The 22,629-nt window shown below is 62.7% G+C and carries 21 protein-coding genes and 1 tRNA gene; 14 read left to right on the top strand and 8 right to left on the bottom strand.

Going from position 1 to position 22,629, the window contains the following annotated elements:
• Window positions 1–195: 195 nt before the first annotated feature.
• The 4 genes from ribBA (at window position 196) to FFS21_RS12295 (ending at window position 3,724) form a co-directional block, all read left to right on the top strand.
• Window positions 196–1,311 carry a bifunctional 3,4-dihydroxy-2-butanone-4-phosphate synthase/GTP cyclohydrolase II gene (ribBA, locus tag FFS21_RS12310; protein WP_137925124.1) on the top strand — a complete coding sequence of 372 codons (1,116 nt, stop codon included), beginning with the start codon at window positions 196–198 and terminating at the stop codon, window positions 1,309–1,311.
• 87 nt (window positions 1,312–1,398) lie between these two features.
• Window positions 1,399–1,899 (top strand): 6,7-dimethyl-8-ribityllumazine synthase, encoded by a 501-nt coding sequence (gene ribH / locus FFS21_RS12305; RefSeq protein ID WP_137925123.1) that lies wholly within the window; start codon window positions 1,399–1,401, stop codon window positions 1,897–1,899.
• Window positions 1,892–2,389, top strand: coding sequence for a transcription antitermination factor NusB (gene nusB, locus FFS21_RS12300; RefSeq protein ID WP_137925176.1), 498 nt, complete (start codon window positions 1,892–1,894; stop codon window positions 2,387–2,389). Before ribH ends, nusB begins: the two co-directional genes overlap by 8 nt.
• Before the next feature lie 153 nt (window positions 2,390–2,542).
• Entirely contained in the window at window positions 2,543–3,724 is a 1,182-nt protein-coding gene (locus tag FFS21_RS12295) for a pyridoxal phosphate-dependent aminotransferase (RefSeq protein WP_137925122.1), read from the top strand.
• Between the two features lie 77 nt (window positions 3,725–3,801).
• Here the strand turns inward: FFS21_RS12295 and FFS21_RS12290 are convergent, their stop codons facing one another.
• Window positions 3,802–4,869 carry a lytic transglycosylase domain-containing protein gene (locus FFS21_RS12290; RefSeq protein WP_137925121.1) on the bottom strand — a complete coding sequence of 356 codons (1,068 nt, stop codon included), beginning with the start codon at window positions 4,867–4,869 and terminating at the stop codon, window positions 3,802–3,804.
• Window positions 4,870–5,512: 643 nt separating this feature from the next.
• Here FFS21_RS12290 and ubiD point away from each other — a divergent pair.
• Both ubiD and FFS21_RS12280 read left to right on the top strand, forming a co-directional pair.
• Window positions 5,513–7,030 carry a 4-hydroxy-3-polyprenylbenzoate decarboxylase gene (gene ubiD, locus FFS21_RS12285; protein WP_137925120.1) on the top strand — a complete coding sequence of 506 codons (1,518 nt, stop codon included), beginning with the start codon at window positions 5,513–5,515 and terminating at the stop codon, window positions 7,028–7,030.
• 105 nt (window positions 7,031–7,135) lie between these two features.
• Window positions 7,136–9,145 (top strand): acetoacetate--CoA ligase, encoded by a 2,010-nt coding sequence (locus tag FFS21_RS12280; protein ID WP_137925119.1) that lies wholly within the window; start codon window positions 7,136–7,138, stop codon window positions 9,143–9,145.
• 36 nt (window positions 9,146–9,181) lie between these two features.
• On the opposite strand, the gene FFS21_RS12275 is transcribed toward FFS21_RS12280, so the two are convergent.
• On the bottom strand, window positions 9,182–9,838 hold the full coding sequence (locus FFS21_RS12275) for a glutathione S-transferase family protein (RefSeq protein WP_137925118.1): 657 nt from the start codon (window positions 9,836–9,838) through the stop codon (window positions 9,182–9,184).
• A gap of 208 nt (window positions 9,839–10,046) precedes the next feature.
• On the opposite strand from FFS21_RS12275, the gene FFS21_RS12270 reads away from it, so the two are divergent.
• Window positions 10,047–10,961 (top strand): aldose epimerase family protein, encoded by a 915-nt coding sequence (locus FFS21_RS12270; RefSeq protein WP_249359342.1) that lies wholly within the window; start codon window positions 10,047–10,049, stop codon window positions 10,959–10,961.
• A gap of 27 nt (window positions 10,962–10,988) precedes the next feature.
• On the opposite strand, the gene FFS21_RS12265 is transcribed toward FFS21_RS12270, so the two are convergent.
• The gene (locus FFS21_RS12265) at window positions 10,989–11,378 is read right to left on the bottom strand and encodes a DUF5594 family protein (protein ID WP_137925174.1); all 390 of its coding nucleotides are present in this window, start codon (window positions 11,376–11,378) and stop codon (window positions 10,989–10,991) included.
• A gap of 153 nt (window positions 11,379–11,531) precedes the next feature.
• Between FFS21_RS12265 and FFS21_RS12260 the strand changes: the two genes are divergently transcribed.
• Window positions 11,532–11,606, top strand: a tRNA-Gly gene (locus FFS21_RS12260).
• A gap of 73 nt (window positions 11,607–11,679) precedes the next feature.
• Window positions 11,680–12,462, top strand: a complete 783-nt coding sequence (trmB, locus tag FFS21_RS12255; protein ID WP_137925117.1) for a tRNA (guanosine(46)-N7)-methyltransferase TrmB — start codon at window positions 11,680–11,682, stop codon at window positions 12,460–12,462.
• A gap of 68 nt (window positions 12,463–12,530) precedes the next feature.
• On the opposite strand, the gene FFS21_RS12250 is transcribed toward trmB, so the two are convergent.
• From FFS21_RS12250 to FFS21_RS32460, 3 genes are all read right to left on the bottom strand, one after another.
• On the bottom strand, window positions 12,531–13,412 hold the full coding sequence (locus FFS21_RS12250) for an undecaprenyl-diphosphate phosphatase (RefSeq protein WP_137925116.1): 882 nt from the start codon (window positions 13,410–13,412) through the stop codon (window positions 12,531–12,533).
• 96 nt (window positions 13,413–13,508) lie between these two features.
• Window positions 13,509–14,075 (bottom strand): DUF1439 domain-containing protein, encoded by a 567-nt coding sequence (locus tag FFS21_RS12245; protein WP_137925115.1) that lies wholly within the window; start codon window positions 14,073–14,075, stop codon window positions 13,509–13,511.
• A gap of 13 nt (window positions 14,076–14,088) precedes the next feature.
• Window positions 14,089–14,382 (bottom strand): YkgJ family cysteine cluster protein, encoded by a 294-nt coding sequence (locus FFS21_RS32460; RefSeq protein WP_137925173.1) that lies wholly within the window; start codon window positions 14,380–14,382, stop codon window positions 14,089–14,091.
• Window positions 14,383–14,591: 209 nt separating this feature from the next.
• Between FFS21_RS32460 and FFS21_RS12235 the strand changes: the two genes are divergently transcribed.
• The 4 genes from FFS21_RS12235 (at window position 14,592) to FFS21_RS12220 (ending at window position 18,190) form a co-directional block, all read left to right on the top strand.
• Window positions 14,592–15,362: a TetR/AcrR family transcriptional regulator gene (locus FFS21_RS12235; protein WP_137925114.1), complete on the top strand. Its 771-nt coding sequence runs from the start codon at window positions 14,592–14,594 to the stop codon at window positions 15,360–15,362.
• A 238-nt stretch (window positions 15,363–15,600) separates the two neighbouring features.
• Window positions 15,601–16,254 carry a protein-L-isoaspartate O-methyltransferase family protein gene (locus FFS21_RS12230; RefSeq protein ID WP_137925113.1) on the top strand — a complete coding sequence of 218 codons (654 nt, stop codon included), beginning with the start codon at window positions 15,601–15,603 and terminating at the stop codon, window positions 16,252–16,254.
• Between the two features lie 13 nt (window positions 16,255–16,267).
• A complete protein-coding gene (locus FFS21_RS12225; protein WP_137925112.1) occupies window positions 16,268–16,591 on the top strand; it encodes a rhodanese-like domain-containing protein in 324 nt (107 codons plus the stop codon).
• Window positions 16,592–16,711: 120 nt separating this feature from the next.
• Window positions 16,712–18,190 (top strand): TolC family outer membrane protein, encoded by a 1,479-nt coding sequence (locus FFS21_RS12220; protein WP_137925111.1) that lies wholly within the window; start codon window positions 16,712–16,714, stop codon window positions 18,188–18,190.
• A 50-nt stretch (window positions 18,191–18,240) separates the two neighbouring features.
• Here FFS21_RS12220 and FFS21_RS12215 read toward each other — a convergent pair whose 3' ends face one another.
• Both FFS21_RS12215 and FFS21_RS12210 read right to left on the bottom strand, forming a co-directional pair.
• Complete coding sequence (locus FFS21_RS12215) at window positions 18,241–19,524, bottom strand: O-antigen ligase family protein (protein ID WP_137925110.1); 1,284 nt, start codon at window positions 19,522–19,524, stop codon at window positions 18,241–18,243.
• Between the two features lie 62 nt (window positions 19,525–19,586).
• Entirely contained in the window at window positions 19,587–20,408 is an 822-nt protein-coding gene (locus tag FFS21_RS12210; protein ID WP_137925109.1) for an META and DUF4377 domain-containing protein, read from the bottom strand.
• Window positions 20,409–20,637: 229 nt separating this feature from the next.
• Here FFS21_RS12210 and FFS21_RS12205 point away from each other — a divergent pair, with 229 nt between their 5' ends.
• Complete coding sequence (locus FFS21_RS12205) at window positions 20,638–22,620, top strand: acyltransferase family protein (RefSeq protein WP_137925108.1); 1,983 nt, start codon at window positions 20,638–20,640, stop codon at window positions 22,618–22,620.
• The last annotated feature ends 9 nt before the right edge of the window (window positions 22,621–22,629 follow it).

The raw sequence follows: 22,629 nt of genomic DNA, 5'->3' as shown, positions 1-22,629 counted from the left end.
TCAATGCCATCTGTCATGGATATGCCGTGCGCCGCACTTGCGCGCAACCGGGAAGAACCCGATGGCTGCGGCCCACCGCCGAGGGCGCTGGCACACGCCTTGGCGTACAATAGCGGCCTTGATTTCGCCGGTAACCCCAAGGTACCGGCCCTGCCCGCCATCCGCACCCGCCCGTCATCAAACGTCGCCCCAGCCATGACTATCGCCCGTACCGAAGACATCATTGCCGACATTCGCGCCGGCCGCATGGTTATCCTCGTCGATGAGGAAGACCGCGAGAACGAAGGCGATCTCGTCCTGGCAGCCGATTTCGTGACGCCGGAAGCCATCAACTTCATGGCCAAGTTTGGCCGTGGCCTGATCTGCCTGACCCTGACGGCCGAGCGCTGCCGGCAGCTTGAGCTGTATCCGATGGTGTCACGCAACGGCACCGTGCATGGCACCAACTTCACGGTTTCGATCGAAGCCGCCGAAGGTGTCACCACCGGAATCTCCGCCGCCGACCGTTCCCGCACCGTGCAGGCCGCGGTAGCCAAGGACGCCCGCGCTGCCGACCTGGTCCAGCCGGGACACATCTTCCCGCTGACCGCCCAGCCCGGCGGCGTGCTGATCCGCGCCGGCCACACCGAAGCCGGCTGCGACCTCGGCGCGCTGGCCGGACTGACGCCCGCCGCCGTGATCTGCGAGATCATGAAGGACGACGGCACGATGGCTCGCCTGCCCGATCTGGTGGAGTTCGCGCGTGAGCACGATCTCAAGATCGGCACCATCGCCGACCTGATCCACTACCGCAGCCGCACCGAGAGCATCATCGAACGTGTGGGCGAGCGCGACATGCAGACGCCGTGGGGCACGTTCCGCAGCGTGATGTACCGCGACAAGCCGACAGGCCGCGCGCACCTGGCGCTGATCAAGGGCCAGCCGCATCCGGATCGCGCCACGCTGGTACGCGTGCACGAGCCGCTGTCGGTGCTGGACGTGCTGGAAGCCGGCCGCACCACGCACTCGTGGAGCGTGCCCGCTGCGCTGGAAGCGCTGCACGGCGCCGATACCGGTGTCATGGTGCTGCTGAACTGCGACGACTCGCCCGACCAGTTGTTCACGCAGTTTGCGGCGCTGGACGCCCCGAACGACCGTCCGCGCCGCAAGCCCGACTTGCGCACCTATGGCATGGGGGCGCAGATCCTCCGCGATGTGGGCGTGGGCAAGATGCGCGTGCTGGGTTCGCCGCAAAAGATGCCGAGCATGACGGGCTATGACCTCGAAATCGTCGGCTGCCATGCCATGGAAGGCGAAGCCAACTGCGACTGACGGTTGGGCCTGTCCGGATAGCAGGCACACAGAAATCATGGGCATTGGCGCCTGCCAGTGCCTGAACGAATCTACGGAGAATTGACAATGGATCACGGCTTCTACGAGAAGAACCTCGACGGCGAAGGCCTGCGTATCGGGATTGTGCAAGCCCGCTTCAACGAGCCCGTCTGCAACGAGCTGCGCGAGGCTTGCATGGCCGAACTGGAAAAACTCGGCGTCGAAGGTGAAGACACGCTGCTGGTGACCGTACCCGGCGCGCTGGAAGTACCGCTGGCCCTGCAAAAGATGGCCGAAAGCGGCCAGTTCGACGCACTGGTGGCACTGGGTGCCGTCGTGCGCGGCGAGACGTACCACTTCGAGCTGGTCTCGAACGAGTCGGGCGCCGGTATCACCCGCGTGGGCCTGGACTTCAACGTTCCCGTCGCCAACGGCATCCTGACCGTGGATACGGACGAGCAAGCCCACGCCCGCACGCGCGAGAAGGGTCGCGATTGCGCCCGTACCGCCGTGGAAATGGCAAACCTGGTGGTCGCGCTGGATTCGCTGCGCGAGAACGAAGCTGGCGACGGTGAAGATGATGAGTGATGTGAACGACACCGGTGATAAGCCGTCGGGCGCCAAGCCGCGTACCGAGCCGAAGGCGCCGCCGAAGAGTGCGCGCCGCCGTTCGCGCGAGCTGGCGCTGCAAGGGCTCTACCAATGGCTGCTGAACCGCAACGACATCGGCACGATCCAGGCGCACCTGCATGACGCGCAGGGCTTCAACAAGGCGGACACCGAACACTTCAACGCCCTGCTGAACGGCGCCGTGCGAGAGGAAGCGCGCCTGACGGCAGCGTTCGAGCCGTTCCTCGACCGGAAAGTCGACGAGCTGTCGCCAGTTGAGCGTGCCGCGCTGCTGGTGGGCAGCTACGAGCTCGTGCACTGCCTGGACATCCCGTACAAGGTCGTGATCAACGAAGCCGTGGAACTGACCAAGACGTTCGGCGGCGTGGAAGGCTACAAGTACGTCAACGGCGTACTCGACAAGCTGGCCGCGCAGGTGCGGGCACCGGAAGTGGCCGCACGCCGCTGATCCTGGCGCCCACTGCCGACGCGCCACTTCGTGCGGCGGCCAGCCTGGACCACGACACCCGCTTCGGCGGGTTTTTTCATGCCGACTATCATGTCGAGGCGCACTCACCCAATGTTGCACCGGTTTCTTTCCCGACGGCCTGCCTAATCTGCCATGAACCTCCAGCACATCGCCACCGCGTCCCGCCTGGCCAATATCGAAGCCTTCCACGTCATGGAGCTGGCCAAGCAGGCGGCCGAGCTCGAACGTGCCGGACGGCACATCATCCATATGGGAATCGGTGAGCCCGACTTCACGGCGGCCGCCCCGGTGGTACATGCTGCGGAGGCCGCCATGCGGCGTGGCGTCACGCAATACACTGGCGCCCTGGGCATCCACGCGCTGCGCGAGGCCATTGCGGGCCACTACAAGACGGCATACGGCCTCGATATCCCGGAGCGTCGCGTCATCGTCACCGCGGGCGCCTCGGGTGCACTGCTGCTGGCCTGTGCCGTGCTGGTCGATATCGGCGCCGAAGTGTTGATGCCTGACCCGAGCTACCCCTGCAACCGGCATTTCGTGGCGGCCTTCGACGGGCAGGCGAAGATGATCCCGAGCGGCCCGGCCGAGCGTTTCCAGCTGACCGCCGCTCAGGTGGTGCAGCACTGGAATGAGAAGACGCGCGGCGTACTGCTTGCCACGCCGTCGAACCCAACCGGCACTTCGATCCTGCCCGATGAACTGAAGTCGATTCTGGACGAAGTCCGCAAGCGCCAGGGTTTTGCGATCGTCGACGAGATCTACCAGGGCCTGTCGTATGACGCGCCGCCCGTGTCGGCACTGTCCCTCGACGACAACGTGGTGACCGTAAACAGCTTCTCGAAGTACTTCAACATGACGGGCTGGCGGCTGGGATGGCTGGTGGTGCCAGATTCGCTGGTGCCGGCGTTCGAGAAGGTGGCGCAGAACCTCTTCATCTGCGCATCGGCCGTGGCACAGCATGCAGCCGTGGCGTGCTTCTCGAAGGAGGCGCTAGCCATCTACGACGAGCGCAAGGCGGAATTCCATCGCCGCCGCGACGCGATCCTGCCCGCCCTGGAGGCGCTGGGGCTGCGGGTGCCGGTAAAGCCCGACGGCGCGTTCTATGTCTACGCCGATTGCCGCCACGTCAACCATCCTGCCGCAGGCGACGCGGACAAGCTGACACAGGCCATCCTGCATGACGCCGGCGTGGTCATGGTACCGGGCACCGATTTTGGCCCCCATACCGCGCGCGACTACATCCGCATCTCGTACGCCACCTCGATGGCAAATATCGAGGAAGCGATGGACCGGATGCATCACTTCCTGCGCTGAAGGACCGCCAGCCGGTTATCACCAAAACAGAAAGGGCACCCCTCGGGGTGCCCTTTCTGTTTGACCAGCGTTGACGTTCAAGCCGCCTGCGCGGTACCGCTTGCAGCTTCCAGCTTCTCGCCGTTCTGGTGACGGTCCACCGGAGCCTTGATGGTTTCCGTGCCGGTGAGGCCCAGCAGCGCACGCAGGCGTCCGCGTTCGGCCAGCACCTTGGCGCCGTAGCCGCCATCGGTCTGTGTCGTGGCGCCCACGTAGTACTTCAGGCCGCCTTCGATCGTACCGGCGCGGGCGATGCAGTCCTTGAGCACCAGCGCACCGATCTTGATGTTGGCATACGGATTCAGCGCCGCGGCCACGCCGCCCACTGCTTCGTACTTGTCCGAATGCACCTTGGTCATCACCTGCATCAAGCCCTGCGCACCGACGCCGCTCTCGGCGTACGGATTGAAGCTCGACTCGATGGCGATCACGCCCAGGATCAGCAGCGGGTCGATACCGACCTCGCGGCCCGTCATGTATGCAGCCTTGACCAGTTGTGCCGTCGCCTGCGTCGCCACGCGGTACTTGCGGGCGATGTAGTCGGCCACGGCAGCCTGTTCACGCGCAGAACCCAGCGCACTGGTATAGCGCGCATCCATCGCCACCCGCTGCACCGGAATCTGTGCGGCCAGATGGGCCACGGACGGCACCTTGCCGGCCGGCGTGTGGCTCCACTCGTCCACGCCCGACACGGTCGGCAGACCCTTGCCCGACGTCGACACAGTAGCCAGCAGACGCGCTGCCGCCACATCCGCCGACACGGCGGGCACGGCCGCGCCAACAAGGCTGGCCTCTTCGGCCACGGCGTTGCTGACGGCAGCATCGACCAGCACGGCAGGCGCTTCGGTTCCCGCCAGCGCACCGGCAAGGGACGTCCGCCACTGCGGGCTGAGCGTGAGCGTGACCGCTGCGGCCACGGACAGCACCCCGAGTGCATTCAGGGTGTACTTCAAGGTCGTACGGCCGCCGCGCAACAAGGCGCGACCTGCCACCGGATGAGCCAGTCGCACTTGGAGTGCGCGGCTCACACCGGGTACCGGCTGTCTGACGCGGACCTGCAATGCCCGCCCGATGCCGGGAAGATGAAGGGTTTTCCAACCGCTCATACTTACCTCCATCCGCTGCCCCGTTGCGCGCGCCCAGACTTGCTGCGCGTGCCCGATCTCAACGTACTCAAGTAAGGATGCTGCGACCACCTAGCAGGGGTGTCCAAGCATCTGTTGGCGGGCGCTCCCCATGCGCCCAACGGGAAGCAGGATACAAGCCTGGGGAGCTGCACCCTGCCACTAAGAACTCCTATTACCTGGCATCCCGCCAGGGGACCGCACCGGACTCCTCCCGGGAATCCGTGGTGACGATCAGTGTGGAAGTATCGACGCTGCTTTTTTCGTTTCCGCCTCTTGACAGAGACAGGGAAGCCATGGTGCAGCGCAACACCCCACAGAGCAGACCGGATTGTAGGAACGCTTTTATAACCCGTCAAGAATAATGAATCAAAAACCTACTACTTTTAGCTATTTGTAACTAGGCTTTTTACGACACTTATATGGGGTCCAAGAACCTCGAAACGCATACCCTGCCTAGTCTCGCGTGCCGCCACCCCTTCGGGCCAATTCGTAATTTCTTTACAATTTGATGCTTGGACTGCCACGATTTTTTTGCGCCGATGAGGGGTCATGTGTATCGTCACACACACCGCGACGACTCGCCGGAGATTGGCGCGGCGCCACATTCTGACCGGATTTCACCATGCAATACAAAGACTTACGCGACTTCATCGGACAACTGGAACAGCGCGGAGACCTCAAGCGCGTCCACGTGCCGGTGTCGCCCAACCTCGAGATGACCGAGATCTGCGATCGCGTCCTGCGCGCCGAGGGGCCGGCCATGCTGTTCGAACAGCCGCGACGCGACGATGGCGATATTTATAAAGTGCCAGTGCTGGCAAATCTGTTCGGGACGACACAAAGAGTGGCGCTCGGCATGGGCGCATCGTCGCTGTCGGATCTGCGCGATATCGGGCACGTGCTATCCGCGCTCAAGGAGCCGGAACCACCGCGGGGACTGCGCGAAGCCGGCAAGCTGTTCACACTGGTCAAGTCCGTCTGGGACATGGCACCCAAGCGGGTCAGCAGCCCGGCGTGCCAGGAAGTAGTCTGGGAAGGCAACGATGTGGATCTGGCTCGGCTGCCGATCCAGACCTGTTGGCCGGGCGATGCGGCGCCGTTGATCACCTGGGGATTGGTCATCACCAAGGGGCCGCACAAGAAGCGCCAGAACCTCGGCATCTATCGCCAGCAGGTCATCGGCCGCAACAAGGTCATCATGCGCTGGCTCGCGCATCGGGGCGGCGCACTCGACTTCCGGGAGCACGCACTGGCCAATCCGGGCAAGCCCTTCCCGATCGCCGTGGCGCTGGGCGCCGATCCCGCCACGATCCTCGGCGCGGTGACGCCGGTACCCGACACGCTCTCGGAATACCAGTTTGCGGGCCTGTTGCGCGGCAGCCGCACGGCGCTGGCGGGATGCATCACGCCCAGCCTGTCGGAGCTTTCCGTGCCGGCTTCGGCGGAGTTCGTACTGGAGGGCCATATCCAGCCGGACCCCGAACACCCTTCGGGCTACGAGCATGCGCTGGAAGGACCCTATGGCGACCACACCGGTTACTACAACGAGCAGGACTGGTTCCCGGTCTTTACGATCGACCGCATAAGCATGCGCCGTGATCCGATCTACCACTCCACCTACACCGGCAAGCCGCCCGATGAACCGGCCGTGCTGGGCGTGGCGCTGAACGAGGTCTTCGTGCCGCTGCTGCAGAAGCAGTTCCCCGAAATTACTGACTTTTACCTGCCGCCCGAGGGGTGCAGCTACCGCATGGCGGTGGTCCGCATGAAGAAGCAGTACGCCGGGCACGCCAAGCGCGTGATGTTTGGCGTCTGGAGCTTCCTGCGGCAGTTCATGTATACGAAGTTCATCATCGTGGTGGACGACGATATCGACGCCCGCGACTGGAAGGAAGTGATCTGGGCCATCACCACGCGCGTGGACCCGACCCGCGACACCGTGATGGTCGACAACACCCCCATCGACTATCTCGACTTTGCTTCGCCGGTCTCGGGCCTGGGCTCGAAGATGGGCATTGACGCCACCGACAAATGGCCCGGCGAGACCACACGCGAGTGGGGTACGCCGATCAAGATGGATCCGGCCATCAAGACGCGCGTCGACGAGATCTGGGGCACGCTGTTCGAAGCCGGCCGGTAGGAGGCCGAGGCCGGCAGGCTGGAGGACGGTCGGCTATCATCTGTCGACCATCCATCACGCCATCACTCTCATGGCCCGCGTCAGACGGGCCTCGGAGGAGACAACATGACCCTCGAAGCAGGGAAGCTGATGTGGACGCCTTCGCCGGCGTTCGCCCAGGCGAGCCAGCTGGCCGCCTACATGGACTGGCTGCGCCGCGAGCGCGGGCTCGATTTCCCGGACTACGGCAGCCTCTGGCAGTGGTCCGTCACCGAGATCGAAGCGTTCTGGCAGTCCATCGTCGATTACTTCGATGTCCGCTTCGACACGCCGCCTGCCTCGGTACTGTCCGAGCGCACCATGCCGGGCGCGCGATGGTTCGAGGGCGCCACGCTGAACTACGTGCAACAGGTCTTTCGCCACGCCCGCGAGCAGGATGCCGCGCAGCGCACGGCCATTCGTCACGCTGGCGAGAGCCTGCCGCTGGCCGACATCACCTGGGGTGATCTCGAACGTCGGGTGGCTTCCATGGCGCACGCCTTGCGCGAGATGGGCGTGGCACGTGGCGACCGCGTGGCTGGCTATCTCCCCAACATCCCGGCCACGGTCATTGCATTCCTCGCCACGGCCAGCCTTGGAGCGGTGTGGTCCGGATGTGCGCCGGACATGGGGCAAGTGGCAGTCATCGATCGATTCCGCCAGATCGAACCCAAGGTGCTGATCGCCGTGGATGGCTATCGCTACGGCGGCAAGGCTTACGACCGGGCACCAGTCATTGCCGATCTGGTGGCCGCCCTGCCCTCGCTGACCGATGTCGTCATCGTGCCGTCAGGCGACACTGATGCCGACATCAAGATCGATGCACGCGTGCGTCGGCATGCATGGGCCGATGTACTGGCACATGACGTGCCGCTGCGCATGGAGCCTGTGCCGTTCGACCATCCGCTGTGGATCGTCTATTCCTCGGGCACCACGGGTATGCCGAAGCCAATCGTGCATGGCCACGGCGGCATCGTGATCGAGCAACTCAAGCTCATGGCCTTCCACAACAACCTGGGCCGCGACGATGTCTTCCACTGGTACAGCAGCAGCGGCTGGATCATGTGGAACGCGCAGATCGCCGGGTTGCTACTGGGCACCACGATTGCGATTTACGACGGCAACCCTGCCTGGCCGGATGCCGGTGTGCTCTGGCGCTTCGTCGACGAGGCAAAGGTCACGATGTTCGGCGCCGGCGCCGCATTCTTCACCAATGCGATGAAGGCCGGCGTGGAGCCGGCGCAGATCGCGGATGTGTCCCGCCTGCGCGGCATCGGCTCCACCGGTTCGCCGTTGCCCGAGGAAGCCTATGCGTGGATCTACGAACACGTGCGACACGATGTATGGCTCGCGCCGATGTCGGGTGGCACCGACTTCGCTGGCTCGTTCGTCGCAGGCTGTCCGCTGCTCCCCGTGCATGCGGGCGAAATGCAATGCCGATGCCTCGGCGCCAAGGTGGAGGCATTCGACGATAGCGGCCACGCGCTGATCGACGAAGTGGGCGAACTGGTCTGCACCGAGCCAATGCCGTCGATGCCGCTGTTCCTTTGGGGCGACGCTGACGGCAAGCGCTATCGCGACAGCTATTTCGACGTGTATCCCCACGCGTGGCGCCACGGAGACTGGATACGCATCACGCCACGCGGCGGTGCGGTCATCTACGGCCGCTCGGATGCCACGATCAACCGGCACGGCATCCGCATGGGCACGAGCGAGTTGTATCGCGTGGTGGAAGAACTGCCTGAAGTGCTCGACAGCATGGTGGTCGATCTCGAATACCTTGGCCGCGAATCCTATATGCCGCTGTTCGTGGTGTTGCGAGAGGGCCTGCAACTGGACGAGGCACTGCGTGACACGATGCGCGCACGCATTCGCTCGGGGCTTTCTTCGCGCCACGTGCCCAACGAGATCGTGCAGGTGCCCGGCGTGCCACGCACGCTCTCGGGCAAGAAGATGGAGGTGCCGATCAAGAAGCTGTTGCTGGGCCATGCACCGGACAAGATTGCCAATCCCGATGCCATGGCCAACCCAGGCTGCCTGGACTGGTACTTCGCCTACGCCACCAGCTATCTGGCGCGTCAGTCACGCGTGGCCTGAGACGTGCGCGATGAAGGGGACGATTACGCACGCCGCTCAGGCATCGACATCGAGTTCGTTGATCTCGTCGCGCTCGTCGCGCGCCGCGCGAATCCATTCCTGCAACTCGGGAATGGCGAGGATGGTCTTGCAGAAGTCCATCAACTGCGGATCGAGCTTCACGCCGTAGGTGATGAAGCGCGTAACCACGGGCGCATACATCGCATCGGCCATCGTGCGGTGCGCGCCGAACAGGTAAGGGCCGCCGTAACGATCCAGGCAATCGCGCCAGATCGTGGCGATCCGGTCGATGTCGGCCTGCGCACGGGACCACACCTTGAGGCCCGGGAAATGTCCTTTCAGGTTCATTGGCAAGGCCGCCCGCATGGCGGCGAAGCCGGAATGCATCTCGCCACAGATGGCGCGGCAGTGCGCACGCGCCACCAGATCGGCTGGCAGCAAGCCGGCCTGCGGCCGGATCTCGTTGAGATACTCGCCGATAGCGAGCGTATCCCAGACGGTCACGCCTTCATGACGCAGGCAAGGCACCAGGAAAGAGGGCGAGAGCAACAGGATTTCCGCGCGCACTGCGGGATCGTCAGGCGGCACGAGCACCTCCCGGAATTCGAGTCCCGCAAAGCGCGTCAGAAGCCAGCCGCGCAACGACCACGAGGAGTAAGTCTTGCTGCTGATGGTCAGGGTCGTCTCGGCCACACGTGCCTCCCTCCGCCAGTGGCGGGCGCAATGTTTGGATGGAGTCGTTCGCTTGCAGTATCGGTGGCGACGCCGCATTTCGCCAGTTTGCGCCGCGCGGCGCACCTTCAAGGTGCATCGCGGCGCGTCCGGCACATCCGGCTCGCACGTCATCGCAAGTTCGCAAGCGCCATGCCAACTTGCGCTACGCTGTGGCCTCCCAACGTCCATGCCCGATACCCTCGCCACGATGACCACGACACAGCGCTTTCAGGACCAGGATCTGCTCAAGATCGGTCAGAACGATGACTATCTGCTACTGGCTCCCGAACATGGCGGGCGGCTGGTGCGCTGGGTCCACCGGGGCGAGGACATCCTGTACTGGCCGGCGTCAGCCGACTGGTCGCGTCTGTCAAAGGTGCGCGGCGGCAATCCACTTCTGTTTCCGTTCATCGGCCGGCATTTCGTGGACGGCGAGGTGGGCAAGTGGCAAGACGAGGAAAGCGTGGTCCACGCCCTGCCCCAGCACGGCTTCGCACGCGACCTGTCCTTCCTGATCTCGGACATTTCGGACGATGCAGTGAGTCTGTCACTGGCCTCCTCCGATGCCACGCGGGCCGGCTATCCGTTCGAATTCGTCTTCACGGTGACGTACCGACTGGTGGCCGCAGGGCTCGAGGTCACGCTGCGCACCGCCAACACCGGCACCCGGCCGCTGCCTTACTACGCCGGACATCACTTCTACTTCGCCCTGCCCCATGGCGACCGCTCACGCAGCCACATTACGCTGCCGGCTGCCTCACGTATGCGGCAACGCCAGGACGGAAGCCTGACCGATGCCGAGCCGGGCGAGGCCGACTATGCGCTCGACGATCCCCGGCTGCAGGACACCTTCCATGTGCTGAAAGCGCCGGGCGAAGTCACCGTGACGCTCCCTGCCCGCACGATCGAGATCACCGCGCCCGACGCGGCACACTCGGTGCCCTGGTATGCGGTGACAACATGGACCGAGCGCGAGGATTCGGATTTCTACTGCGTCGAGCCGTGGCTCGGATTGCCCAATGCCATAGACCATCGACAGGGATTGCGATGGATCGCAGCGGGATCGGAGGAGTCGGCAGTCTGCACGCTGACCATCCGGTAACGCCATAACGCCAACGCCTGTCCCTCCCTAGCGCATCAGATGCTCGAAATCGAGGCCACCGATCAGCACGGTGGGATCGGCCTGCGTGCGGGTGTTGATATCGAACTGCCGGGGCTCCTGCCAGGCATCGAGTTTGCCTGCCAGCGCGTCGAGATACTCCGCAAAGCGCGTCTCGCCTCCGGTCGCAAACAGCCGATCGACCTCCCAGCTATCCCACGACAGCGTGATGTCGAGCGGATAGGCAAATCGCCCGGCATTGGCCCGCGCGGGCGCCCAGACTCGCAGCCGCCCAGGTTCGTCGGGAATTTCGGGTGGCAAAACTTCGCCGTGCAGCGTGCCGTGAGACAGCCGGTGCAAACGCTCGATGATGCGCGGTAGCAGTTCGGCAGTGAAGCGTTGGGCAGGATTGGGATGCACGGGGGCGACGGGCGTGAAATGGGGCAAGCGATATTGTGCCCTCGGCACCGACCCGAGAGGGCAGATGCGGTTGGAAAAATGCCGCAGCAGGCTGGGAGCGACGCCGGAGGCATCCGCCGCACCCATGCTACAATCCGCCCCCAGTAAGCCATAGCGGGCGTCGTATAATGGCCATTACCTTAGCTTCCCAAGCTAAAGACGTGGGTTCGATTCCCATCGCCCGCTCCACGTTTCATTGACAAGCCGCCTTTGGCACCCGGTCGAACGATGACCGGCAATCGCCGGGCGGTTTTTTGTTGCCATGCTTCCCCAAGACACCCAAACCGACACGCTGCCGGGCGATGACGCCGATGGCGACCCGCAACAGCCTTCCGACGCGACGTCAGCGACGGCCCCTGCCGACGTTGCACATCCGCGCCGCATCCGTTCGTTCGTGCGGCGTGCGGGCCGCACCTCCACTGGCCAGCAGCGCGCCATCGACGATCTGGGGCCGCACTTCATCGTGCCTTACGCGCCGCAGCCGCTCGACTGGGCGGCGACGTTCGGGCGCGAGGCGCCCGCCATTCTGGAGATCGGCTTCGGGATGGGCGAAACCACGGCACACATCGCCGGCGTGCGTCCACAGGACAATTTCCTGGGTTGCGAGGTCCATGAACCGGGCGTCGGCGCGTTGCTCAAGCTGATCGGCGAACGCGACCTGCAGAACGTGCGGATCATGAATCACGACGCCGTCGAAGTCATTGCGCACATGCTGACTGAAGATTCGCTGGACGGCGTGCATATCTTCTTCCCGGATCCGTGGCACAAGAAGCGCCATAACAAGCGCCGCCTGGTGCAACCGCCGCTGGTGAAACTGCTGGCGAGCCGTTTGAAGCCAGGCGGCTATATGCACTGCGCGACCGACTGGGAAGAATACGCACACCAGATGGTCGAGGTGCTCTCCGGTGAATCGACCCTGAAAAACACGTCGCAAGCCGAAGGCGGCTTTGCGGAGCGGCCCGATTATCGTCCGGTCACCAAGTTCGAGAAGCGCGGATTGCGTCTCGGCCATGGCGTCTGGGATGTGATATTCCGCAAGCAGTAAGCGCAAAGCATCGCAAGCATAAAAAAGGGGGCCGATTCTGCCCCCTTCTTCTTTTACCGCTCAGGAAATCAAGCGTGCCACGCCACCATGCCGGTCCAAGCCGTCAGCAGCACGATCACGCCGAAAACAATGCGGTACCAGGCGAACGGCTTGAAATCATGCGTCGCAACGAATCGCAGCAGCCAGCGCACGCACAGGAACGCCGACAGGAACGCAAAGACAAATCCGATGCCGAAAATGCCGATGTCATCGACCGACAGCAGCGCACGCGCCTTGTAGAGTTCGTACACCGTCGCCCCGAAAATCACGGGGATGGCCAGGAAGAACGAGAACTCGGTGGCCACCTGACGCGACAGCCCGAACAGCATGCCGCCAATAATCGTGGCGCCCGAGCGCGATGTGCCCGGGACGAGCGCGAAACACTGGGCAAACCCGACCTTGAGGGCATCGCGCCAGTTCAGGTCGTCGATCGATTCGACACGCGGCGCACCGGCCTTGGCCGCTTCCAGCAGCGCATTGCCTTGCGGATGCGAGACCGTGCCGCGACGCGCCTCGCGCCATTCGGCCAGCAGGATCACCACGCCGCCGATGATGAATGCCATCGCCACGGTGATCGGATTGAACAGGTGTGCCTTGATCCATTTGCCGAACACGAACGCGAGAACGATGGCCGGCAAGGTGGCGACCACAACGTTGACGGCAAAACGTTGTTGCGTGGGGTCTGACGCCAGTCCGCCCAGCGCAGCGGCAATCCGCTTGCGGAATTCCCAGCAAACGGCCAGGATCGCGCCGAACTGGATCACGATCTCGAAAATCTTGCCCTTCTCGTCGTTGAAATCCAGTAACTGGCCCGCAAGAATCAGGTGACCGGTACTGGAGATGGGCAGGAATTCGGTCAGTCCTTCAACAATCCCGAGAATGACAGCCTTGAGGGCGAGTGCAATATCCATATGGACTCAAAAAAGTAGGCACGGAGGCGAAAAGGCGGAATGTCGGATCCGCAAGCCATGCGTCATTGGCGCATCGGCATTATTGTTCGTCTGAATTTACGGGCGATTGATCTTGACGTTGATACCGTCGGACAGGACCGTGATTGTACCGGGTTCGACGCTGCTGCCAGCCAGCCGAAGCTGCTCGGGCTTGAATGTATATAGCGGATAATTCTGCAGCAGTTGCTCGGAGAGAATGCCGCCCAGTGCATTGAGTTGCCGCGCAAACTGGGCAGGCACGCCCTTCACCTCGAATTGTTTCACTTCAGGATCTTGCAGCACCAGCGAATGGCTTGGCGGATCGTAGCGAAGCGCGCTGTCCAATGCGAACTGACCCGTCAGCGGCTGCCGGAAAAACAGCCGGTTATCCACCGTGGCATCGAACGTCACCGTCACGCGATTGCGCGCGGAATCGAGCGCCAGCCGTGGATTGGCCAACTGGATATCGAACAGTTCCATATACCGCTTGTTGAACGGAAACTTCCGCTCGAGCGCCGACTGGAGCTGATCCTGGGAAAACGTATATTCACTGCGGAATACGCTGCAGCCCGCCAGGCCCAGCCCGGCAGCCGCAGTCGTTGCCGCGGCCACGGCCAGCCAGCGCCGGCGCGTCAAAGCGATCATGCGTGAATCTCCATCAAACAACGGTCACACGGGGAGCAGGCGCTGTGGCGATCTCAAGACGCGTCAGCCAGGCCAACGCCACCTCGCGCGAATCGCCGCACATCTCGGCCGACGGCCGCAATCCGCCGCAAAAGCCCGGCCGCGCCGGCTGCCCGAACACGCCACATCGCATATCGGGCAGCAACTGGGCGCAACGCTCGCCGGCCGCCTTGCCTTGGGGCATGCCCGGCAATGGGGAAGTGATCGACGGGGCGATGCAGCAGGCGCCACATCCGGCCCGACAAGTGAGTTCAGACTCGCAGGACATCATCAAGGTTCATCATCGAATGCCGACATTCACGGCACGACTGCCAAAAGCAGGCGCTCATTGTGCCTCAGCACGGATGATCGACCTGAAACAAAGCGCAACCTGGCGCCGCACCGGACGCGGCTTGACCGCGTGCAGGCAGTCCTCTACATTACTGACCGACCAGTTATTAATTACGTCGCTGCCTGGCGGCGGCAATCCGTCATCCCGTGACCCCTGCCTCACCCAAGACTGAACCCGACACCCGGCGATGGAGCCGGCGCAAGGCCGCCCGTCCCCAGGAACTGGTAGCGGCTGCGCTGGACCTGTTCGTGGAGCGCGGCTATGCCGCCACGCGGCTGGAGGACGTGGCGACGGCAGCCGGGGTGTCCAAGGGCACGGTGTACCTGTATTTCGCCAACAAGGAAGAACTGTTCAAATCGGTGGTGCGCGAGAATCTGGTGCCCGCACTGGCCCGTGGTACAGACCTCGTCGATACCTACGAGGGTTCCACCCCCGCACTGCTCCGCGAGTTGCTGCTCGGCTGGTGGGGCTTGATCGGTGCCACGCAGGTAGCGGGCCTGACCAAGCTGATCATCGCCGAATCCGGCAATTTTCCGGATATTGCACAGTTTTACCAGGACGAAGTCATGGGACCCGGCGACGCCTTGTTCGCCCGGGTATTGGCGCGCGGCGTGGAGCGCGGCGAATTCCGCAGCGTTCCCGCCAACCCGACCACCACGCTATTCTGCGCGCCGCTGATGTTCCTCATGCTGTGGCGCCAGTCGTTCAGTCAGTTGAACGTGCCGGCCATCGATCCCGACGCCTATGTCGACCAGCTACTGCACATGCTGTTATTCGGCCTGACCACTGGCCCGGCGCGCGATACGCCCCTGCCGGTGCAGCAAGGCCCCTGGGTCTGGGAAGGTATCCGCGACGAACTCATGGCCCAACGTGCGGCGCAAGCCTCACAGGACGATGCGGACGGTGCCGCGCCATGACCGCACATGGCGCCGTCAGCGGTTGGATGTGTCCCGATGCAACGCCAATATTCTGTAAACAAGCCGACGCGGTGCGCCGGAGTAAAATAGCGGGCTTTTGTGCAACGTCCCGGCAGACGGCGGCCTCTGCCACGCCCGGGACGGCGTGCAACTGGTACCGACCGACATGACAGCGCTGACGGCGAGGCAAATCTCGCCCGGCATCGCACCCCCGCAAGTATCTGGAAGGAAAGGCAAGATGGATCTCGAAAAAGCCCGATTCAACATGATCGAACAGCAAATCCGCCCATGGGACGTGCTGGACCAGGAAATCCTGGACCTGCTGGCCGTGGTCAAGCGTGAGCAGTTCGTACCGAAAGCCTACGCTGCACTGGCTTTCGTCGACATGGAGATTCCGCTGCCCGGCGGCGAGAACATGCTGCCCCCGCGCGTGGAAGCCCGCCTGCTGCAGGAACTGAACGTCCGCAAGCATGAGAATGTTCTCGAAATCGGTGCTGGTTCGGGTTACATGGCCGCACTGCTGGCCCATCGCGCCCGCCACGTCCTGACCGTCGACATCCGTCCCGAACTGGTGGAACTGGCTCGCCAGAACCTGTCCGCCGCGGGCGTGACCAATGTGGAAGTCGCCGAAGGCAACGCCGCCGAAGGCTGGGCCGTGGCCGCACCCTACGATGTGATCTGTGTCTCGGGTTCGGTGCCGGAGCTGCCGTCCTCGATCCTGTCGCAAGTCAAGGTGGGGGGCCGTATCGTCGCCATCGTCGGCACCGCCCCGGTCATGGCAGCCCGCCTTGTGACGCGCGTCTCCGAAACCGAATACAAGGTAGTGAACCTGTTCGAGACGCTGGCCCGCCCGCTGCAAGGCGCTGCCCAGCCGTCGCGCTTCAAGTTCTGAACCGGAGCCAGCCATGCAGGTAATCACTGCCCCCGAACTGGCGCAATGGCTGGCCGACGCCAGCCGCGCCAAGCCGGTGCTGCTGGACGTCCGCGAGGATCTCGAGATCCGCACCGCTGCCATGCCCGGCATCACGCATATCCCCATGGGTCAGATTCCGGCCCGCCTGAACGACATCGACGAGGAAGCCGAGATCGTCTGCATCTGCCACCACGGTGCGCGCAGCATGCAGGTGGCGAACTTCCTGGAGCGCCAGGGTTACGCCAGGGTTTACAACCTGACCGGCGGCATCCACGCCTGGTCGACCCAGGTCGATCCGTCCGTTCCGCAATACTAGGCTGCAGTACCCGGTCACAAAACCGACGCAGTGTAAGACCCGCCGTACCTCGCCCCCGCCGTATCGCTTGTCGCCGTAACCGAACATTGGCGCTGAACGTGCCGCCGTGCTGGAGATGTCATGAGTTTTGCGCTGTCCGCCGTCCCCGCCGGGGCCAGGAAACCCCTGGCGCTCGCGGTTGCCTTGCTGAGCTGGTTCCACATGCCGTTTGCCACGGCGGCGGACCTGTTGCAGGTCTATCACGACGCGCAAGCCAATGACGCCCAGTTCGCCAGCGCCCGTGCACAGTTGCTGGCCACGCGCGAGCGCTTGCCGCAGGCACGCGCGGGGTTGCTGCCCCAGGTGGCAGGCACGGCGGGCGCCCAGCGCACCATGGCCGACTACAGCTCGCCGGTCGATACCACCCGCTACTTCAACGCGAACACCTGGAACCTGCAACTGACGCAACCGCTGTTCCGTTGGGACCGTTGGGAAACCTACAAGCAGGGCGAACTGGCCACGCTGGCCGGGGATGTCACCTTCCAGCAGGCCCAACTCGACCTGATCACGCGCGCCTCGCAGGCTTACTTCGACGTACTTGCCGCGCAAGACAACCTGTACCTGGCCGGTGCACAGAAGAAGGCCATCGGCGAGCAGCTCGAACAGGCCAAACGCAATTTCGAGGTCGGCACGGCAACGATCACGGATGCCAACGACGCGCAGGCACGCTACGACCTCGCCACCTCCACCGAGATTGCCGCTCAGAGCGCGCTCGAGGTGGTGCGCGCCACGCTGCAGCAGATTACCGGCAAGCCGGTGGACGAACTGATGGGCCTGCGCCCCGCAGCGACGATCCCCGGCCCCATGCCAGCCGATGTAAATGCCTGGGCCGCACAGGCCGAGCAGAGCAATCCGCAGGTGGGCCTGGCCGGATACAACTTCGAGATCGCCCAGCGCGAGACCAACAAGGCGAAGGCCGGCCACCTGCCGTCGGTCGATCTCGTGGCCTCCTACGGTTACACCAACGCGCAGGGCACGGCGACCCAGCTCAGCAATGTGGGCAGCCGCTATAACTCCGGCGTGGTGGGCGTGCAGTTGAATATTCCGATCTTCGCCGGCGGCCAGATCCAGTCACGCGTACGCGAGACCATCGCGCTCGCCGACAAGGCCGGTAGCGATCTCGAATACGCACGCCGCACTGCCGCGCAGCAGGCACGGCAGACCTACTCGGGCGTGTTCAACGGCCTGGCCCAGGTGAAGGCCCTCGAAGCCGCCGAACGCTCGGCCCAGAGTGCGGTGGAATCGAACCAGCTCGGCTACGAGGTAGGCGTGCGCATCAACATCGACGTACTGAACGCCGAAGCCCAACTGTTCTCGACACGCCGCGACCTGGCCAAAGCGCGGTACGACACGATCATGAATGGCATGCGACTGAAAGCATCGACGGGCGTGCTGTCGGAAGAAGATGTGGTGCGGATCAATACGCTGCTGACGGAGCAGAGCGGGGCGATGTATCGGTTGCCGGAGAAGGCGCGGATGGGCGTAGCGCCAGTGGCGCCGGCCCGCAGCACAGGCGGCCGGCGCGAGAGTGCGGTGACTGCCAACACGCCGCGCAGTTGATCGCGACGTGTTAGACGCCGCGCAATAACGATTGCGAGTCGAGCAAAAGCTCAAGCCGTACTCGCGGCAGGCGCGGAACGCGGATTCGCACCCTGCTCGACTTTGCGCCCTGCAAGCGATTCGCAGCTTGCGAGTCCCAGCAACAAACCTGTGACGCCAGCGTAGAACACCACATTGGCCTGGTGTGCCATCGTGACCTGCGTCAGACCGCAAATCAACGAGGCCAACACAAAACCAAGACCGCCGCCGCCCAGGCTGATGCCCTGTGCGCTGCCAACGGAACTCGCCTGCAACATCGCACGCAAGAACAAGACTGCAGGCACAAAAAACAGCGCGAGGAAGGCGGTCAGTCCAAACACTCCGGTGGTCGCGGCAACCTCGACGATATCGTTGTGCGCATGCTCAAGAACGCAGACCGCTGAGTGCGGGCGCTCATGACAGTATGGTGTTGCGTGCAGGATGCGTGCGAACTGCCCCACACCGATACCGGTCCACGGGTGTTCCCTCAGATAGTCGGTCCCTATCTCCCAGATCCTCAGGCGAACGCCGACCGAGGTCTCGTAATTCCCTTGTTTGAACTGCTGGATTTCGCTAATCGCCTGGTCCACTCGGTTCGAGACCGGACTACCTGGCGCAAGATAAGCAGCCGCAGCAAGAACGATTGTGCCCGCCACCGCGGCCGCAAACATTCTGAACCCAACGCGTCGATAGCGAATCATCAACATCGGCACGAGCGTCAACATCATCGCCACCATGGCACCACGCGTTCCGTTGAGCATCAGGATGGCCGCGCCGCAGAGAATGTTCAGCCACGCCTGGCCATGCACTTCCCTTGTATCTCCAGGTCGGGCAAACCCGATCAGCGACAGGGCCGCCACCATGTTGGCAAAGGCAATCGCCTGAATCCATGCTCCCGGGCGCGGCTCGTTCAGCATCACTTTCTGATACGCGACGATGAACAGTGCCACAAACAATGCCACGCTGATACCGCGCCATAGCCATGCGGAATCGGGCCGCGCACGCACCACCACCCAGCAGGTCAGCACCGCAAGCAGGACGCGCGAGGGGTTGTCGATAACATCCCAGGGTGTTTGGTGAACAAACTTGGAAAAGAAGAAGACAGCAAGGAAGGCCACCACTGTCAGCGTAAGGGGCCGGAGAATCGTGGAATGGTCGCGCCATGCGCTCTCCATCCTGCGCCAGCCCACGATTGCGAGAATTCCAACGCCCGCGAGGAAGACGCCGGCCCCACGTGGAACACAGAGAACCAGGATGGGGAAGGCAAAAAGCAAGGCGTCAGCGGCCCGCGAAAGTTGTAACGTGCTGCGATTCATAGTAAGAGGAGCGCACCTTCGCCAAACTGGCGACGATCATCCCGACATATTAGCTGATCATCCTAATTGTCCCGCGACCGAGACTCCACATTCATCAATTGCCAACGAACCGCCCCAGTGTCAGCGGGCGCATCAGGCACACGATACTCACGTACACGTAGCTGATAGGTAACACCAGGTTCGTAGTCCAACCCCTCGATCGGTCCATACCAGAGTTGCCAGGGAGCGCCTGGCGACTCGCGCCATCGGTAGCACTGCATTTTCCCAACTGCGGTACATTCCACCCGCTTTGAATCGATATAGACCACCTTCTCACGACCAGGCACGTTACCTGTCGCCGGGTCCACCTTGTCGCCACGACGACCCACCCCTTCACGCTCCGCAAACTGCAGCAATTCGCCGCTTCCGGTCTTCCAGATAATCTGGCGCCCGAGGCTGTCCGCCGAAGGCTTGGTTCCCACCGTAGTGAACGGCGCCTGCATTGCCGTGAGCAGGGCCGACTCCATGTGGGCACCCGGACATGCCATCCGCGTGCCGGCGACCCTCTCGAACCGGATACCGGTACTTGTCTTTCCGTAGCCCCCAGTAAAACGGTTGCAGCCGGTCGTACCACTCACAGTGCCTTGAGACGAATCGATCCCGTCGCTGAAATTGAACACAATCGGTTCCCAATTGTCACCGTGCGGTATGTCGCGCAACGAACCATCGGCCCGCTGCCAGCGCGTCAGCTCCCAGCGGCTCGGGCCGCTTGAACGCGTCTCGGCCAAGCTCGCGCCCGCCGAGGGGCTGTCGGAGGTAGGCCCCGTGGCGCAAGCTGTGGCTACGGTGATTGCAACCGCGCCCAGCGAGGCTGCGAGGAGACGGGACAAGCGATATCTCGACATGCCGGATTTCCTTCGATTCGAACCATCATTCCCCTCAATTTACACGTTTCAATTTGCAAGTAAACGTTTAGACGCAATTCGTTTCCTTCCTGACTGAAATATAGGACGCCCGCCGCTTGACAATTAATCGTTGCGAGGCCAGCGCCGACGGTATTGCGTAAGGGCTATGTTATGATTACCAGCCTTTGAACACCGTTTCGCAAAGTGACTGGTACCAGCCGTCGGCGATATGAACAACCAGATAAAACACCTGAAGTATCGCCCTGAGATTGACGGTCTACGCGCAATCGCAGTTGTTTCCGTCATTCTGTTTCATGCGGGCTTCAAATGGATCGGCGGTGGTTTTTCTGGTGTGGATATCTTTTTCGTGATCAGCGGTTATTTGGTTACCTACATGATGGTCGAGGCACGAGCGAACGGTACTTTCAGTATCCGGGAATTTTACGAACGCCGTGCCCGACGCATCCTTCCCGCATTGTTCCTGGTGGTACTAGGGACAGTGCCGCTGGCGTGGATCTCGATGGCGCCCGCAGAATTTCTGGCATTTGGAAAAAGCGTGATGGCAGCCGCGACTTTTTCCTCGAATATATACTTTGGACTGACCACCAGTTATTTCGATTCCACGACAGACGAAAAGCCCCTGGTACATACCTGGAGTCTTGGCGTGGAGGAACAGTTCTATCTCGTCTGCCCACTGGTCATTGCATTGATCTGGCGCTACGGAAAATCCCGGCAAACCGAAATATTTCTCGCTCTCGGCGTAATTTCCCTGATCTACGCCGAATGGGCGTTGCATAGCAGCCCCCAATCCGCATTCTATTCACCACTGACCCGAAGCTGGGAGTTGCTTGTGGGCGCGATAGTGGCCAGCATGAAACTTCAGGGAGATGTTCCTCGCTGGATCGGCCGGCATGAACAGATGCTTTCGGCAGTCGGCCTTCTGCTGATATTTATTTCAATATTCGGCCTGCACGACGCCCGGTTTCCCGGTGTAGCGGCCTTGCTGCCCACCGTCGGCGCTGGATTGATTCTGGCATTTGCGAGCTCGCAAACCGCAGTGACGCGGATACTGTCGAATAGAGTCCTGATCGTCATTGGGCTGATGTCGTACAGCGCCTATCTGTGGCACCAGCCGATCTTTGCATTTGCACGCTTGCATTTCCAGACCACCGAACTCGCGCATTCCATGTCCTGGATGCTGGTGCTTCTGTCATTCGTGCTCGCATATCCGACATGGCGATACATCGAGACCTATTTCCGGAATTCCCGTCAGGTAGCCAGGAAAGGGATCGTCACGCTGACGTCGATTGGCACTGCGACAATGGTCGCAGTGGGGGCAGTCACGATCGTGGCAAACGGCTTTCCGAACCGGTTCGATGCAGCCAGGCAAAAACTCCTGGAAACTGCCGTGTTCAGTAGCAAGCGCGATGCATGCCATACCTGGGGCAAGGACTTCAAGTCACCTTCCGCGGCATGCACGTACTTCAAAGACAACGTCACTTGGGCCGTCATTGGCGACAGCCACGCCGTCGAGCCGGCCTACGCACTGGCTGAAGCCCTGGCGATGCGTGACCAGGGCTTGCTGCATCTGACCTTCAGCGCGTGCGCGCCTGCGGCGCGTTACGAAAGTCCCGCGCCCGGATGCTCGAAGTGGCAACGTGAAGCGATAACGCGCATCGAGCAATCTCCCCATATCAAGAACGTGCTTGTCGCGTTCCGCTACAGCATGCATCTGTTCGGTGACCATCTGCCCGGCTACCCAGCCATTCCAGACCGGCCACTGCATATTGGCGGACTGGACACGGCACAGTCGCGCCAACTGATGTGGGACGACCTCGTCGCCACCATCACGGAACTGCAAAAGTCGGGGAAACACGTATTCGTCCTGGCGCCAATTCCCGAAATACCTCGCCCGCTACAGCAGGAGATCGCGGCCTCGCCGCGTATGGCGACCACCGGCAATTTTGCAGGCGTCACGCGCCAATGGTACGAGCAGCGCAATCGCTATGTGCTCGACCACTTGAGGCAGCTGCCATGGGGCAGCGACCTGACGCTCATCGATCCCGCTGCAATCCTCTGCGACCCGAAGGAATGCAACGCGGTGATCGGCGGAACCTCCATGTATTTCGATGCCGATCACCTGAGTGTGAGTGGCGCCCGCCTCGTCATGTCCCAGATTTCTGGTGATTTGGTAAGCGGCACCAACCACTGAGTCCGATGC

The organism is Cupriavidus sp. 2SB (assembly GCF_005503625.1).
In the GTDB taxonomy this organism is placed as follows: domain Bacteria; phylum Pseudomonadota; class Gammaproteobacteria; order Burkholderiales; family Burkholderiaceae; genus Cupriavidus.
Note: the sequence above shows the minus strand (reverse complement) of the source record. Positions and strands in the feature narration are given on the sequence as shown.